Source organism: Bacteroides sp. BFG-606, assembly GCF_024788145.1.
GTDB lineage: Bacteria > Bacteroidota > Bacteroidia > Bacteroidales > Bacteroidaceae > Bacteroides > Bacteroides vicugnae.
In genome coordinates, this window is record NZ_JANUIL010000001.1 from 5,923,852 (window position 1) to 5,939,924 (window position 16,073).

Genomic DNA, 16,073 nt, shown 5'->3' on the forward strand with positions numbered 1-16,073 from the left:
TAGGCCGGTTTTGAATCAATTTTAGACCGTTTTTACTCTTATTCAACTACAGATTCGCATTATTTAATCAGTCTATTCATCTATTTATTCCTTTGATTTCGGTATCCAGCTATCAACCAGTTCCCGGTGTTCATCCCTCCATTTACGGGCTATTTCTTCTTCATCCATCCGGGCATCCTTCATAGCTGTCATAAAAGAGCTAAGTTCTTCTGTCGTTAATTTGATATTACCGAAAAATTCAGCGGCAAACGGGTCTTTTTCACTGAAACCTTTCCAGGCAATGGCATGTATTTCTTCCAAATCTCCATATACTTTCTTCGGATCATCCAGGAATTTCAAGTCAAACTGATCGAACATCCAATGTGGTGTCCACCCTGTAATGACAATCCATTCTCCCTTATCCATCGCTTTTTTCAAAGATGCCAACATGGTTGAACTACTTGAAGTCATAAGAGCATATCCGTCAAGTCCATAAGCAGCAATGGCCTTATCCGTAGTCTTCATAATTCCTGCCCCGGCATCAATTCCCACTATTTCAGAAGAGAAACGGTCTTTATAATCTGCCAGTTCACTAATAGATTGAATCGTGACATATTCAGGTACGACCAGCCCGATGCGAGCTTCTTCATATACCTCACCCAAGAATTCGATGCTATCACCATATTGGTCCATATAATCTTTCATCGTTATCGGTAGCCAGGCATCCAGAAAGACATCTGACTTTTTCCGAGACATGGATACAAAAACAGGGGCAAGATCCGCATTTTGCAGTTCAACCTCATATCCATGTTCCTCCAATACCACCTTAGCCAAATGACTCATGGCAATGCCTTCCAGCCAATTGGCATAGGCTATTTTTACTTTTTTCTTATTTGGGTCGGAATTCGTGCAGGAAGCTAGCAAAAGCAGCGCGGACAGTACTATTCCTACTAATTTATATATTCTCATTTTTCTTCCTTTCTGTTTTTAGTCCTTTTGGGTTTAGTTCTTTCCATTTTAATCCTGTTTATTTTTTCTTCCTGCCATTCCTTGTGTGATACGGTCCAGAATGATAGCCAAAATAACAACTGCTATACCACCTTCAAACCCAAGTCCGATTTTCATTTGGGTAATACCTTTCAATACGATTTCTCCTAAACCACCGGCAGCAATCATTGCAGCGATTACGACCATAGAAAGTGACATCATTATTGTCTGGTTTACACCAGTCAGGATGGTGGGCAGCGCCAAAGGAAGCTGTACTTTATATAACAGCTGCCAACGGGTAGCTCCGAACGAACGGGAAGCTTCCACTACATTTTTAGGAACCTGCCGGATTCCCAACCCGGTAAGACGGACCACAGGAGGCATGGCAAATATGATTGTCGCAAAAACTCCGGGCACTGTTCCCAATCCGAAGAACAAAACAGCAGGAATCAGATAGACAAAGGCAGGCATTGTCTGCATCAAATCGAGAATAGGGCGAAGTATTTTATCCGCACGCGGACTGTTGGCTGTCCATATTCCTAAAGGTACTCCAAAAATCAGAGCCAGGCAGGTAGATGATAAAACGAGAGCCAGAGTTTGCATGGTTGCCTCCCAAAACCCCATTCCATAAATCAATAATAATCCTAATACGGTAAAAATGGAAATACCCCGTCCTGCCTTTACCCATGCAATTGCGGCAAGTACCAAAATCGTCAGATAAAATGGAATTCCGAAAAGAATGTGTTGGAAACCTGTAATGAAACTACCGATGCCTGTATTCACGGCATCAAAGAATGTGGAAAAATGTACCATCATCCAATTGATGGCAATTTCTATATATTGTCCTATATTTATCATAAGTCTATTGCGTTTTGAATTATTTCATTTATTTCTTCTTTATCTTTCCCGGTCACTTCTATGATTAAGGATGAAAGTGGGATTGTTCCCAGAAACTCGTGGATTTCATCTATCACCCATACCGGTGAATTGCTCTTTGTCATTAGAGGAAGTATATCCTCGAGCACTGTATCACACAACACTGAATGTACTTCTTTACGCACAACCGCTTCAATGGATTTTTCCTGTTTGCTACGCAGCTTAAGCAAATCGTTCAAATGTACTTCTCCGACCAGTTTATCGTCGGCATCTATTACTGGTAATACAGTTATATTCTTCGCACGCATCTTACGAATCAAAACTTCGGGACCTTCTTTCTTCAGACGGGCTACCAACGGTTTGTCAATCATTAAAGAAGAGGCGGTAATAATTTTGCTCCTGTCCACGTTTTCAACAAAACGGGCTACATAATCGTTAGCCGGTTCAGTCAGGATTTCCTCCGAAGTACCTACCTGCACCACTTCTCCGTCTTTCATAATTGCAATACGGTCACCTAGTTTAATCGCTTCACTCAAGTCGTGGGTAATAAAGACAATCGTCTTTTTCATCTTTGATTGCAAGGCCAGTAGTTCATCCTGCATCTGCACGCGAATCAGAGGATCGAGCGCAGAGAAAGCCTCATCCATTAAAAGTACTTCGGGATTATTGGCCAGGGCACGTGCCAGTCCGACACGCTGTTGCATACCACCGGAAAGTTCACCTACCATCTGATTCTCATATCCTTTCAGCCCGACTAGCTTCATACTTTCCATGGCTTTCTTTTCACGCTCTTCTTTCTTCACTCCCTGAAGTTCAAGGCCGAACGCAATATTACTCAATACAGAACGGTGAGGCAACAAACCGAAATTCTGAAAAACCATCGCCAGCTCTTTCCGGCGAACCTGCAACAATTCCTTTTCGGATATTTTAGATATATCTACTCCATTTACAAGCACTTGTCCGGCTGTAGGACGTATCAGACGATTGATACAACGCAGTAATGTCGATTTTCCACTTCCCGAGAGCCCCATTATCACAAAAAACTCTCCTTCATTTATTGAAAGATTGGCGTCTTTCACTCCTACCGTACAACCGGTATCTTTCAGTATTTCCGCCTTACTCTTATCTTTTTTCAGCATCTTGAGTGCTTTCTGCTTCTCGTGACCAAAGATAAGGTACAAATCCTTTATTTCTATTTTACTCATATAATATATTGGTTTAGATTATAATATTTGTTTTGTTCTCAACTGCTGCGTCCATTATTCTCACTTACGATAAACAAGTTGAATATCCGCATGGTTCAATCCTGTCACATGGCAACATGACAATCCGATGAGTTTCTTAATGATAAAAAAACAGACTGAGTAGTTTAAAAGGAATAGAATTTGATAAGATTATCCTCTCAATGAACAGTAAAAAACAGTATTTTCATAAATAAATAACAGTCTGTTCTTGCATATTGTTGGCACAAAGGTAAGGAAAATAGATTAAACATGCAAATTTTATTCAGAAGTGGAGTAATTCCAAAGATGCTTTTTCAGGTCTACACATCCATTTTGCTTGAAAGAAATCCCCTCTTCCAGCAAGAGCTGCTTTTGCTCTGTCCAACCGGGTACAAGGCGTCCCGACACATTGACAACCCGGTGACAGGGTGCAGATAAATCATCCGGAATCTGCTTCAAAGCACGCCCCACCATACGGGAACATTGAGGCATTCCCAATAATGCTGCGATTCCTCCATAGGTAGAAACCTTACCTACCGGAATTTCCCGGACAACCTGATACACCTCTCGACAAAAGGATGCGGAAAGGCTCGCCTTGTCTACTTTATAATCTTTCATCACCTGAACTTTACTTATTCACTCCCAAAACTAAATAAAAAAGAAAAGAATCTGCAAATAATATCGCCTCTACAATCATAAACACCCCAACCTTAGCCGTTTCTTCTATATGTATGTACGCCAGGTTTGCGCAATTCACGCCTAAAACATAGTACATACACTTTTACTATACCTCAATCAAAGAAATAAATGCTATCCTTTCCGCTTCAACAGATCCGTCGGGCTTTCTCCAAACTGTTCCCGATAACATTTGGTAAAATAAGAGGGAGAACTGAAACCAACCTCATAACCAATCTCCGCCACTGTCATATCCGAGGAAGCAAGCAAAGAAGCTGCTTTTTTCAAACGGGCGATGCGAAGCAATTCATTCGGAGAATAATTAGTCAGGGATTTGATTTTGCGATAGAGTTGCACACGGCTTAATCCCATATCTTTGCCCAAGTCTTCCACATTCAGATTAGAGTCTCCCATCTTAGCCTCAATCAAAGCCTTGAATTTCTCCACAAAGTCTTTGTCCATATCGCAGACATCTTCTTTGGCCAATGTCTGCCCGTCACCAAAGAATTGTTTCAGACGACGATGTGAGTCTATCAGGTTGCGGACACGTGCCACCAGTAATTGCGAACTGAAAGGTTTGGATATATAGGAGTCTGCTCCACCATCATATCCTTGAATCCGTTGTTCGTCCAGAGAACAGGCTGTCAACAGAATGACAGGGATATGACACGTTTGCAATTCGCTTTTCAAGCGACGACAACATTCAATTCCATCTATTCCGGGCATCATTACGTCGGAGATAATCAAGTCCGGGACATATTTCATAGCTTTACGAATACCTTCCGAGCCGTCTGCAGCTTCTATAACAGTATAATCGGTATGGAGCAATCCGTGCACATATAAGCGAATATCAGCGTTATCATCAATAATCAGAACGCAAGGTTTGGAAGAGTCGTAGCTTTTTTCCAATTCCTCTTCTTCGTAAGTTAAAGCATCATTCAAGCTCGAAGAACCGGAATAACCGGAAGTTGCAGGAGTTACGGGAGCCCCAGCAACGACAGAGGTTGCAGCATCGGTGGAGGTTACAGAAGTAGCAGGCACAGAGAATGCCGGAGAGTTTTCAGAAACAACAGTCTCGCAAGTCTGTACAGGCAAATCAACGGTAAAGATAGTTCCTTGCTTTTCATCACTTTCCACCGTGATGGTACCTTTATGCAATTCCACAAAAGCCTTTACCAATGCCAGTCCAATACCCGAACCGGCATGGTGCATATCTATCTTATAAAAACGGTCGAAAATATTCCGGATATGCTCCGCAGAAATCATTGAACCGGTATTGGCAACGGTAAAGCGAATCCAGCAATGATCGTCTTTAGTCAGGGAAGATAAGCGTACAGTTACTTTTCCGTTTTCCGGAGTAAATTTGAAAGCGTTGGAAAGGAGGTTGAAATAGATGCGTTCCAATTTCTCTGCATCTGCCAACGTGCGGTAATCCGTATCCGGCATATAATCGAATGAGAAATGAATATGTTTCTTCCGGGCTGCAGCCATGAAAGATTCGTTCCATCCCTCAAAAGAAGAAAGAATGTCTAACGAAATAGGAGTATATTCCATTTTTCCATTCTCATACTTACGAAAATCCAGAATCTGATTGACAAGACGCAAGAGGATATTCACGTTTCGCTGAACTAACAATAACATTCGTCGCTGGTCTTCATTCAAAGACGAATCAGCCAGTAAATGCTCTACCGGGTCGGCAACTAATGTCAGTGGAGTACGAAAATCGTGAGATATATTTGTGAAGAAAACGAGCTTGGCATGAGTCGCTTCTTCCAGTTGGTGAGAAAGCTGGATAAGCTGATCCCGCTGTTCCTCAAGTTTGTCCCGCTGTTCTTCAAGAATATCCCGTTGCTCTTCGAGTTTATCGCGTTGTTGCTCTACTTGTTTCTTCTGTTCGGACAACTCTTTATTCAGGCGATTCTTGGAACGGAGGGATTTATAAACTACCAATAACAATCCCGCTACTAATAAAAGAATAACCAAGCCGCCATACATCACGACCTGCTGCGTAGCTACACGCGACAGATACCCACCGATACGTCCGTTCAATGTTTCAATCTTCTGATCCAGTTCCGAGATATGGGTAGTCTGAAGTTGCATAACGTGCGCGTTCGTGCGGTCTACAACGGCAGTATTCATGACCGTTTCGCGAGGATAAGGCTTCTTCTCAAGAATATTCATAGCCAGTTGCATCACTTTGTCCCCATTAGTCGGATAAATAAAAGTTGCATCCAGCACATTGTCAAGCACCAATTCAAGCCCATTTCCTTTGCCGGGCAGTGCATCAATGCCAACAAAAATCATTTCTTTTTCACGTCCGGCTTTCTTCGCAGCCTGATAAGCTCCCGGAGCGATACGGTCGTTATGTGCATACACCGCATCAATCTTCGGATGACAGCGAAGCATACTATCCATTTCCACTTCTGCCGGTTCACGTTCCCAAGCAGCATCCGCTTTATCAATCAGTTTGATATCCGGATAATTGCTGATAGCGGCCATAAATCCCTGATGGCGTTCCATGGCAGGGGTGGAACCACCCAGTCCGGTAAGCTCCACTACATTCCCTTTCCCTTTCAGACTTGATGCGATATAATTTCCTACCGCACGACCTATTTCATAATTATCGGCACCGATATAGGCAGTATATTTATCAGAAAGTATCTTCCGGTCTACAAGAATGACGGGTATTCCTTTCTGATAGGCCTCCTCCACAATTGGAGTCATGGGAGCCGCTTCATTGGCGGAAATTATCAGTAAATCAACTCCTTTATCTATAAAATAATGAACATCTTCCGCCTGCTTACGGTTATCATCCGCCGCCGAGCGGATTTCAACCGATACTCCATCATAAAACATCGCTTCACGAAGAATCTCATCATTCATCTTGTGCCGCCAAGAGTCATCGCTGCATTGGGCCACCCCAATACGGAAACGAGGCGCATCCTGCCGACAGGCCGCCAAGCCCAAAAGACAAAACAAGACTGTTATCCACTTCGTATATTTCATCGCTTCAATCATTCCCTTTCTTTCGTATATCTTTTGTATTTCTTTCTGTAATCCAAATTTCTCTCCCCGCATTATTTGCATTCACCACCGGGAAATACATCAGTTCCACTTTCACAGGGTTCAGCGTGTATTTTCCAGTAAAACGTGGAAGCAATGGGACCGTAAACTGATAAGTACCTACCGGTAATTTTTCGCTAAAGATAACAGTTTTCTCTTTAAAATACTCACGATACACTTCAGAACGAGAGAAATTAACAGGTTTTGAGGCATAACTACAACCTGCCGGAACAGGAACTTCAAGCATCACGTATTGCGCACCCTCCTGTTTCACCTGCAAGGTAACTGTCAATGTAACAGGTACACCCGCCACCAAAGAATCTTTGTCCAAAGTCGCCTCCACCTTGAAAGCATCACTCTGACGAGCATCCATCACACGCTTCATTGAATAGACACTATACAATAAAGGCTCTTTTCCCGTTTTTGAAATAAGCAGACTGTCGCCTGCTGTCAGCCGGGTATGGTAAGGAAAATCCGTAATCCGTTGGTGATCCTTACCGCTCACAGATACCGATGTTCCTGACATCCCTCCGGAATCTGCCAGCAAATCGGTCAGAACAGTTGTCACAGCCGAAGAAGCCTGATACGTATTCCATCCGTGCTCCTTAGTCCGCAAAATATGCAATTGCATATTTTCTTTCAACTTACACAGAGAAGAGTCATTTTTAATAATCCGGTAGGCTATCAATGTATTTATCAGCTGATTTCCCTCCCAATAATAAGTACGCCGTCCGTCGTCACAGTAAACACCTCCGAGCAGATCCTTTTTCAGATAAGGACGTACACTATCACCCACATTCACCGAATCCACCTGTTGCTTGATTTCCCAGAGAAGCAGTTTCTCTTTCAGGTAGGAAAGAGGACGATAATACTTGTTTCTATTTGCCAACGAGTCTTCTTTCTGTTCCAGTTGCCGGACGAAAGGTTCCAATAATCTGACTGCCGAAGAATAATCCGCCTCCACTTTCCACTCATGAAGAGCATGAACTATTTCTATATCTTCCAGTTTCATTCCTCGATAAGGACTCGTATGAGCATACTCCACTTTCAAACCATTCAGATTCAACTCCACAGGATAACCTGCATCTTGCGCCATCTTCAAAGCCCGCAGGATATGCGCAGACATCCAGAAAGAAGTATTTTCAGAGTTCCCCCACCACGACCATAACTGATGTTTGTTCTGATGATTCGTCAGTCGATGGATAATAGATCGGATCGCTTTGTCTACTTTCACCTTTTCCCCCTTACTCTGCATATACTGTTGGTAAGCCAGCAGACCGATCAACTTGGATGCCAGCTGCTCATTGCACAAATATTTGTATCCTGTCAGATAATTCACCGATTCTTTATAGATATCCAACTGATTATCGGTGATACTCACTATCACTTCTTCATCCTCGCCGGATTGCACTTTGACCGTCTTTGCATCAGACAGAATCCCCAATGTGCCCTGTGCCAATTCAGTTCCCTGTGGTAGTATCGGAATCGTATATTCCTCTCCATCCTGATACCCATCATCGCGAGTGAAAAGATAGCTGATGGTCACGCTATCGGCATGTGCTGCCTGCATCGGCACTGTTTCATGAAATCCCTCCGTGAGACCCACTTCCTGCCGTTTCAATGTATCCGTTCCGACGCAGAACTGTGTTTTTCCGGCTATGTGCTGCCCATCCAGATAATTGCGGATAGTCCCGACCACCGTACTCTGATCCCCCTCCACCAAGAAGCGGGGAGTTTTCAACTCCGCCATCAACGGTTTGTAAGAGCGGACGGAACGTCGGAAAGTACCCGTCTGCAAACGACGGTTCATACCATAAACGACAGTCTCCCATTTCGTCACGTTATCAGGGAAAGTTGTTTCAAACTGTACCGTTCCGGTTTTATCCGTAAACAAACGAGGTTGCCAGAAAGCCACATCCGAAAAATTCCGACGCAAGCCGTTCAATTGCATAAGTTCATTATACAACTGTTCGTTATCCGCTTCTTCTTTCGCTTCCCGATCCTGCTCCTCCAATTTCTCCAAAGGTGCGGTTGCAGCAGCAGAAGAAGAACCAGTCATTAGTCCGGCAACGGATCCCGTCAACGAATATCTTGAACGCGTGCCGTATCCTACAACGACCACTTCCTCCAGCGTCTGACTATTTTCTTCCAAAGTAACCAACAGATTGGCTCCGGGAGTTGCTCTCATCTCCTGCTGTTTAAAGCCGACATAGCTAAACAAGAGCTGCTCCCCTCCCCTGTCACAATCCATTTCAAAATATCCGTCCATGTCGGTGATCGTTCCCTCCGTCGTTCCTTTCACCACCACGCTACACCCGATTAAAGGCTCTCCGGTAGCATCCGTCACATAACCGGAGACTTTACCGCCATAATTGCGTACATACTGCCTGATTCTCATTTCCCTGTGACCAAGAAAGTTTGTACCGATCCTGCCAATTCCTCTTCCCAGCAAGAGCCACCCAGATGACAACGAATCACGTTCATGTAGAGGCAGAGACTCCATATCTACATCCAGATAGGTATATGATTGTATCTTCAGAGCATCCTGTTTCAGATACTTTCCATTGTTATAAAGTAAAATCGCATCATACGTTCCGGCAGGAAATTTGGAGTATATCCTGTTCATCTGCACCAAGGTATCCGGATAAACCAGTTCTCCGGTAGTGCAGTCTTTAAAGAGCAAATTAGCCACTCCGGTAGAATCTTTTTCTTCCGGAAGCCGGAAATTCAGCGTCTTATCCGGTAGGGAGAAATAAATCCGGGTAGGATGCCAACTCTTCCCCTTGCGAAGTTCTGCCACCAGACTACAGAATCTTTCCGGTGATAAGTGGTAATCATTCAAAGTCGGAATCTTTGCCACAGACGAAAAATTCAAATAAGCCGGACACAGTTCCTCATCCTTATATTTATAAACCACATTGCCCTCGAATTCATAAGAGAAACCTCCCTCATGCCGATACAACACACCATTCATATATTTCCAAGGTCCCGGCTCCACAGGACCTGCCAATATCTTTTTCTTGTAGCGCGACAGCTCCATGAGTGAAACCGGAAACTGCTTTCCATTATGTTCGAGCGAAGTATATACCGCCCCATCCATCACCGGAAGACGGCAAAGATACCGTTCATAACGCTTCTTCTCTTCCGAAGTAAATTTATACTCATCATATTTCCCTTTCTTCTGCCGCAACCAGACTACTTCCACTCCTTGCGGCAACTGATTCATATCGAAACTCAAAATCGTTTTCTTGCCCCGGTCGAAAGCCAGAGAATCAATGATGAAAGCCCTGTCGTGCATTCGCAACGTTATCTTCTGCTTTCCCGAAGGATGCAATACAGGAAAAGAATACTGCTTGGGCTGTTCCGTCCACGAAAAATAGCAGGGAACATCGTTCTGCTCAATCACATAGATATTCACCGCCCGTCCGTTCAGCATCACATAAGGAGCAAACTGGGTGGTTCCATCCGGTGTGTCAACCGTCTGACGGAACAGCTTTCCCGCAGGATAAGCAAACTGATAATAAGGCAACTTATCCAAATGAAGCAACTGGTTCCAATGCTGATAATCCAATGTGGCCGTATGCAGATACTCTTTTTGCTTCATTGAGTAGGAAGCACGTTGCTCGCGTGGACGGGGTGCACTCCCGTAATAGGGTAAATCAGGTACGTGATAATCCAGCTGCGTGTTGACCGCAAAAGCTGTCAGATCGACGTTGGATACCGGAAGCCCTTGTATATTGGTCACGTTCAGTTTTGTTTTCACTTTCTGACCGGGATACACTCGTTCCGGCAAATCAGATTCAATCACCAGCCGTTCGGAGGGTGAAGTGTACGAGCGTTTCAACATACATTCCTTATCCCCCATGAAATAAAATACTTCTACGTAATAAACGGAAGAGGGATCGATCTCTCCGGATTTGTGTTCCATCTCTTTTCCCGAACCTTTCTGCAACAGGCGGTTGCCTTGATACACATACCAGGAAAGCTCCAGCTGCAAAGGATTGGAAAGGGAGACACAGAACGAATCTTTTTCTATGCCGCCATTCAGTTCCAGTTTGGAGTCAAGTGCGGCGGAAGCAATCGTCGTTTCATATCCTGTTTCCGGTATTTTGAAACGATAGTCCGTCACTGCCTGATTGAACGGTTCGCGATAGGGCAAACGCACTTTCTTCACTTCTTTCTTTTCACCATAGGTCAGTTCGGCTGCCACAGGACGTTCCACTCCCAGATCGAAGAATGAAAAACAAATGGTATCCGCCTGCGTGGTACACTGCACATCGTAGCACGAATAGTAGAAAGTCGCTTTGCTTTGCTGTTCCAAACGGTTATTGTCTGCCGTAAGCAGAACGACATTCACTGTATAGAAGCAATCGGAAGCTCCGAATATCCGAGCTGGAATATCTACCGAGGCTTTTCCGGAAGCATCCAGTTCCGCTTGCACGGACATCAGTGTGTCGGGCAAAGAAAGTATCTGCGCATACGACTTCAGCACCTGCTGTCTGCCCACAGTCACTTCTACATTCACCTCCCGCAAAGGAAGTCCGTTGGCATCCGTTGCACTGATATCCATGCGGTTACTCTGCGGTGTATATTGCACATTCGAAGCCAGCTTCACCAACAACTTGTTTCCGTTCAGTTCGTAGTCTTCATATTTGAAATTGGTGGAGGCTACGATGCGTCCCCGCTTATCCCGAAGCTGTACAGTATATCTCTGATCGAGCTTCAGGTTCAATGAATCCGCCAACAGGAATTCTCCGGCGAAGCCTCCCGGATGGTAAGGGACGACGGACATTATCTTCTTATAGTCACGCCAGGAAGAACCGACACGCATCCACAATGAAAGTTCCTGTTTCAAAGGGCGTTTATGTTCGGAGAGAGCATAAGACTTGAAACGGACAGTTTCGCCCGGTCTGTATTTATTCTTGTCAGTAATCAGGTAACTATAAAACTCCGGTGCATCTTGCCGGTCATAATCATTTTTATACCAGGGTGGTACAAGGTGTTTCCTCAAATCGAATACCGCACGAAACTTATCCACTTCAACCGTCAAAATGTGCTGTTCTTTCTGGGACCAGTTATCATCAGTATACGTCTGACTGTCTTCATCGTAATAAACAGCCTTGCTGCCTACCCGCACTTTGGCATCTTTCCTGATTGTTCCCCCGGCATCAACCACCTGCAAGGTAAGTACACCATACTCCTTGAAAAGGAAAACATGAAAAGGAATCACCGGAGCATAACGGTAATGAACTTCGTTCCGCTCTACATCAGCCAGCAGAAAATGCCCTTTGACCGGAGGGTTGTTCCAAGTTTCCGTGAAACGGGCAAAAGGAGTCTGCTGTATTTTTTTCCACTGTTTCTGTCGGAGTTTGCCTTTGAGAAGTTTCAAGGCCTCTTTGTTGGTCAGTTCGAAAACGATCGTTTCGGAAGAGGCATCGTCCCAGAGCATCGGTTGTCCGAATGCTCCATTGGCAAAAAGCAGGACTCCCAATAACAACAGGCTCTTTAGCTGGCATAGCATTGTGTTCATGGTATTCGATAAATAGATAGATTGAGAACAAAAATAGAAAATAAAACTGTGAGTATGCTATAAATCATCCGATTATTCGCAATCTTATCCTCTGAAAAAAAGTAAAAATAGTCCCCATACTTACCCAAGAAACCATTAACAAACGTATAAAGCGTGATACAAACACTTAATTGATGTTATAAAACATCTCTTTTTATTTGGATTATTTGCAAAGTTGACAGAAGTCCGTATCTTTGCAATGTGTTTTTCATAGTATTAGATTTAAGGTTAACAAAGGTTGGAGCAAGGCGTTGCTCCTTTTTTATTTTATACCATGGATATCAAGCAACTTGCGTTATTCACTTTTTTCATATCAATTATTCACCTTCTTTTTGCTCTTCACCATCTGACAGTAAATAATCATTTGCTTTGGCAGAAGATATAACCGTCCGTCCTAATTGGGCCTCCAACTGTTTTCTCGCTGCTTTAGCTACACTACCACCCCTCTTTGCAACATTGGCATTCTGGTCGAAACCTTTCGGATTCTTCTGCTTTGAAATTTCGGTTGTTGAAGCTTCCGCAAGCGTATTAAGAGCTAATTCAAGATTAGTCATATTATCACGGAGATTCTCTTTTTTCAGTCCTTTCAGCTTCTTATAGTCTTTAGTCGTACGACCGCTCCACTCTTGGGTAATAATATCCGTCAGTGATGCATATTGAGTACCATTTATTCCACCACGCTGCCATTCGTCGGTCAGCTCTTTACGAACTTCAATGCTTTTGATACGTTGATTGATCCAGTTGTCAGAATACCCCAAGCGCTTGTAATCTTTCATTGCTTGGTTTATGGATAATTCCGGGTCTTGCAACTGATCTATGCGTTCACTGGCAACTTGCGCCATCCATAGTTTAAAGGGTTCGGCTTTGGGTGAGGGGATTGATTGAATAAGACGAAAAAGTTGCTCTGTATCAGCAACATCTGTCATTCTCATTTTACCGTCGGCAGCTCGCATTTTCAAACCGTGACAATTTGTCACGGTTTCATTACCCTCTACTTTTAAACGTTGCTTCAATTTTCTCCAATAAGCAGTCGGGTCTACACTATCCGTCAACACAGCCACTACATCTACTATGGAAAAGTACCACTTCTCCTGTTCGTCATCCCATACGGTACGTACTTTCTTATCCTCAAACAACTTTAATGCTTCTCTTTTTGTCATTGCTATTCTATTTTAATTCATATTTACTCTACCCTCTTGGTCAAAATCAGGATAAGTAAAGTAGTTATTAAACTCCTACAAAGGTACTTTATTTATAGCACAACAAGCAAAGACATCAAAGTAAAACAAGGCATAAATTCATTTTTATGTTTCTCGCAAACGGATAAGGTCACTAATTGATTGCCATCATCTTTTAGGCACGGATTACACGGATTAACGCTGTTGCTTTGCAGTAATAGCAACACTAAAGACCGTGAAATCCGCGTAATCCGTGCCTAAATTATTATATAAACTAGTTATACACACATACTTACATCAGTCTATCTTTCAAAACCTGCGGAAGTTCGGGCATCGCACCGCTCTGTGTGCAAACATAAGCAGAAACCTCGACAGCCAGTTTATGCGCTTCGGGCACCGGTTTTCCATTGAGAATGGAAGCACAGAAAGCAGCCGTAAAAGAATCGCCTGCGCCCACTGTGTCGGCAACCGGTACTTTGGGCGTCTCCTGGAAAGAGACAACGCCCGGAGTGAACACATAGCTGCCATTGATGCCGCAAGTGAGAATCAACATCTTCAGGTTGTATTTTGCCAACAAAATCCAGCATTTATCCTGCAAGTCGATGCCGGGATAACCAAACATACGGCTGATAGTCACCAGTTCTTCGTCGTTTATCTTCAGAACGTTGCAGCGGCGGAACGATTCACGCAGTACCTCTTTAGAGTAGAAATCCTGGCGGAGATTGATATCAAATATCTTGAGCTGTCCATCTATATCGGGCATCGTATCCAGAAAGCGATTGATAGTGGCACGGCTCACGTCATTACGTTGAGCCAGCGAACCGAAGCAAACAGCACGTGTGCTCAAGGCCAGACGTTTCAACTCATCCGTAAAGGGAATATTATCCCACGCCACGCCCTCTTTGATTTCGTAACAAGGCACGCCCTCGTCATCGAGCGTCACCTGCACCGTACCGGTAGGATAGTCTACCTGTTCAATCTGCATCTTCAACTTCTTCTCGTTGAATACTTTCAGAATTTCTTCTCCCAGTTCATCCCTGCCTACGGCACTCACTACACGACTGTCAAAACCAAACTGTGATACATGATAGGCAAAGTTTGCCGGAGCACCACCGATTTTCTTTCCTTCGGGCAACACATCCCAAAGTGCTTCGCCCATTCCTACAATTATATTATTCATGATATACGGGTTTTATTGTTTCCAAAGTTATAAAATTATTTTCTGATACGGAACGTATAATACAAGAGATAAAGCACGCCCACCGTCATTACGGCGATAGCACCATTCTGTCCCATGGAAGTATCCGAAGCCACTCCCATTGCCAACGGAAACACCGTCCCACCGAAAAGTCCCATAATCATCAAGCCGGAAACTTCGTTTTTCTTACCCGGCAGATAAAGCAATGCCTGCGAGAAGATAACGGAAAATACATTAGAGTTGCCGAAACCAATCAAAGCAATGCAAGCATAGATAATTGCCTTTTCATGGAAGATAAACAAACCGATCATGGCAATCAACATCATCACCACACTAATGCCGAAGAAAGATTTCGGAGACATCTTACGCAAGATGAAAGAACCCAGAAAGCAACCTGCCGTACGGAAAATAAAATAAAGACTGGTTGCAAAAGCAGCATCATCCAATCCCATGCCGATGCGCTCCATCAAAATCTTCGGGGCGGTAGTATTCGTACCTACGTCAATGCCGACATGACACATGATGCCAATGAAACAAAGCAGAATAAACGGTTTGCCAAGCAGGGCGATACATTGTCCGAAAGTAGACGGTTTGCCCTCTTCTTTTTCCTCTTCAATCTGTGTGACATTGAGCAGAAGAATAGCAATGACAGCTACAATCATATAAATAGGGAACAGGATGCGCCAGCCTAGATCGAAAGTCGGAATGGCCTGTGTCGCTCCCCACATGGCGATGTAAGGTGCCAGAAAAGAAGCAATGGCCTTCACAAACTGGCCGAAAGTCAGACTACTTGCCAGGCGGTCGCCACGCACGATATTGGAAAGTAATGGATTCAAAGAAGTCTGCATCAACGCATTTCCGATGCCCAGGAGGGAGAAAGAAATCAGCATCAGCATATAGCTGTCGCCGAAAACGGGTAGCAACAGAGAAGCGAAAGTCACAATCAAACTAAGCAATACTGTTTTCTTCTGACCAATGCGGCTCATCAGCATGCCGGTGGGTACGGAGAAAATCAGGAACCAGAAGAATACCAGTGATGGAAAGATATTCGCCTGTGAGTCCGACAGACCAAGATCTGCCTTTACGTAATTGGAGGCAATGCCTACCAGGTCAACGAATCCCATGGCGAAGAAGCAAAGCATCACCGGGATTAGTTTGGAGAGGGAAGAGTTTTTACTGTTTTCCATTATTTTATCTTTTATATGATGAATTCTGTTTCCATAGGGCGGAGCACATAACCCTATGGCAATGTATGCATCAGTCCTTTATACAGTTGATGTATCTCCCGTTCCTTGTTACTTTAAAGCTACGGTCTTGTTGGGTTA

Annotated in this window: 9 protein-coding genes; all 9 read right to left on the reverse strand. The window is 43.9% G+C overall.

Annotated features, from left to right (window positions below; translation table 11 throughout):
- Window positions 1-84 precede the first annotated feature (84 nt).
- Window positions 85-948, reverse strand: coding sequence for a glycine betaine ABC transporter substrate-binding protein (locus NXV01_RS22900; RefSeq protein ID WP_008651869.1), 864 nt, complete (start codon window positions 946-948; stop codon window positions 85-87).
- Between the two features lie 48 nt (window positions 949-996).
- Complete coding sequence (locus NXV01_RS22905) at window positions 997-1,824, reverse strand: proline/glycine betaine ABC transporter permease (protein WP_008651872.1); 828 nt, start codon at window positions 1,822-1,824, stop codon at window positions 997-999.
- Complete coding sequence (locus NXV01_RS22910; RefSeq protein ID WP_259023269.1) at window positions 1,821-3,047, reverse strand: glycine betaine/L-proline ABC transporter ATP-binding protein; 1,227 nt, start codon at window positions 3,045-3,047, stop codon at window positions 1,821-1,823. The genes NXV01_RS22905 and NXV01_RS22910 overlap by 4 nt, the downstream gene beginning before the upstream one ends.
- Before the next feature lie 297 nt (window positions 3,048-3,344).
- Entirely contained in the window at window positions 3,345-3,683 is a 339-nt protein-coding gene (locus NXV01_RS22915) for an MGMT family protein (protein WP_099146077.1), read from the reverse strand.
- Between the two features lie 192 nt (window positions 3,684-3,875).
- Window positions 3,876-6,746: a substrate-binding domain-containing protein gene (locus NXV01_RS22920; protein ID WP_409012959.1), complete on the reverse strand. Its 2,871-nt coding sequence runs from the start codon at window positions 6,744-6,746 to the stop codon at window positions 3,876-3,878.
- Between the two features lie 4 nt (window positions 6,747-6,750).
- Window positions 6,751-12,333, reverse strand: coding sequence for a carboxypeptidase-like regulatory domain-containing protein (locus NXV01_RS22925; protein WP_259023271.1), 5,583 nt, complete (start codon window positions 12,331-12,333; stop codon window positions 6,751-6,753).
- A gap of 356 nt (window positions 12,334-12,689) precedes the next feature.
- Window positions 12,690-13,532: a Bro-N domain-containing protein gene (locus tag NXV01_RS22930; protein WP_259023272.1), complete on the reverse strand. Its 843-nt coding sequence runs from the start codon at window positions 13,530-13,532 to the stop codon at window positions 12,690-12,692.
- 310 nt (window positions 13,533-13,842) lie between these two features.
- A complete protein-coding gene (locus NXV01_RS22935; protein WP_004311736.1) occupies window positions 13,843-14,730 on the reverse strand; it encodes a carbohydrate kinase in 888 nt (295 codons plus the stop codon).
- Between the two features lie 35 nt (window positions 14,731-14,765).
- Window positions 14,766-15,935: an MFS transporter gene (locus tag NXV01_RS22940; protein ID WP_074556869.1), complete on the reverse strand. Its 1,170-nt coding sequence runs from the start codon at window positions 15,933-15,935 to the stop codon at window positions 14,766-14,768.
- Window positions 15,936-16,073: the final 138 nt, after the last annotated feature.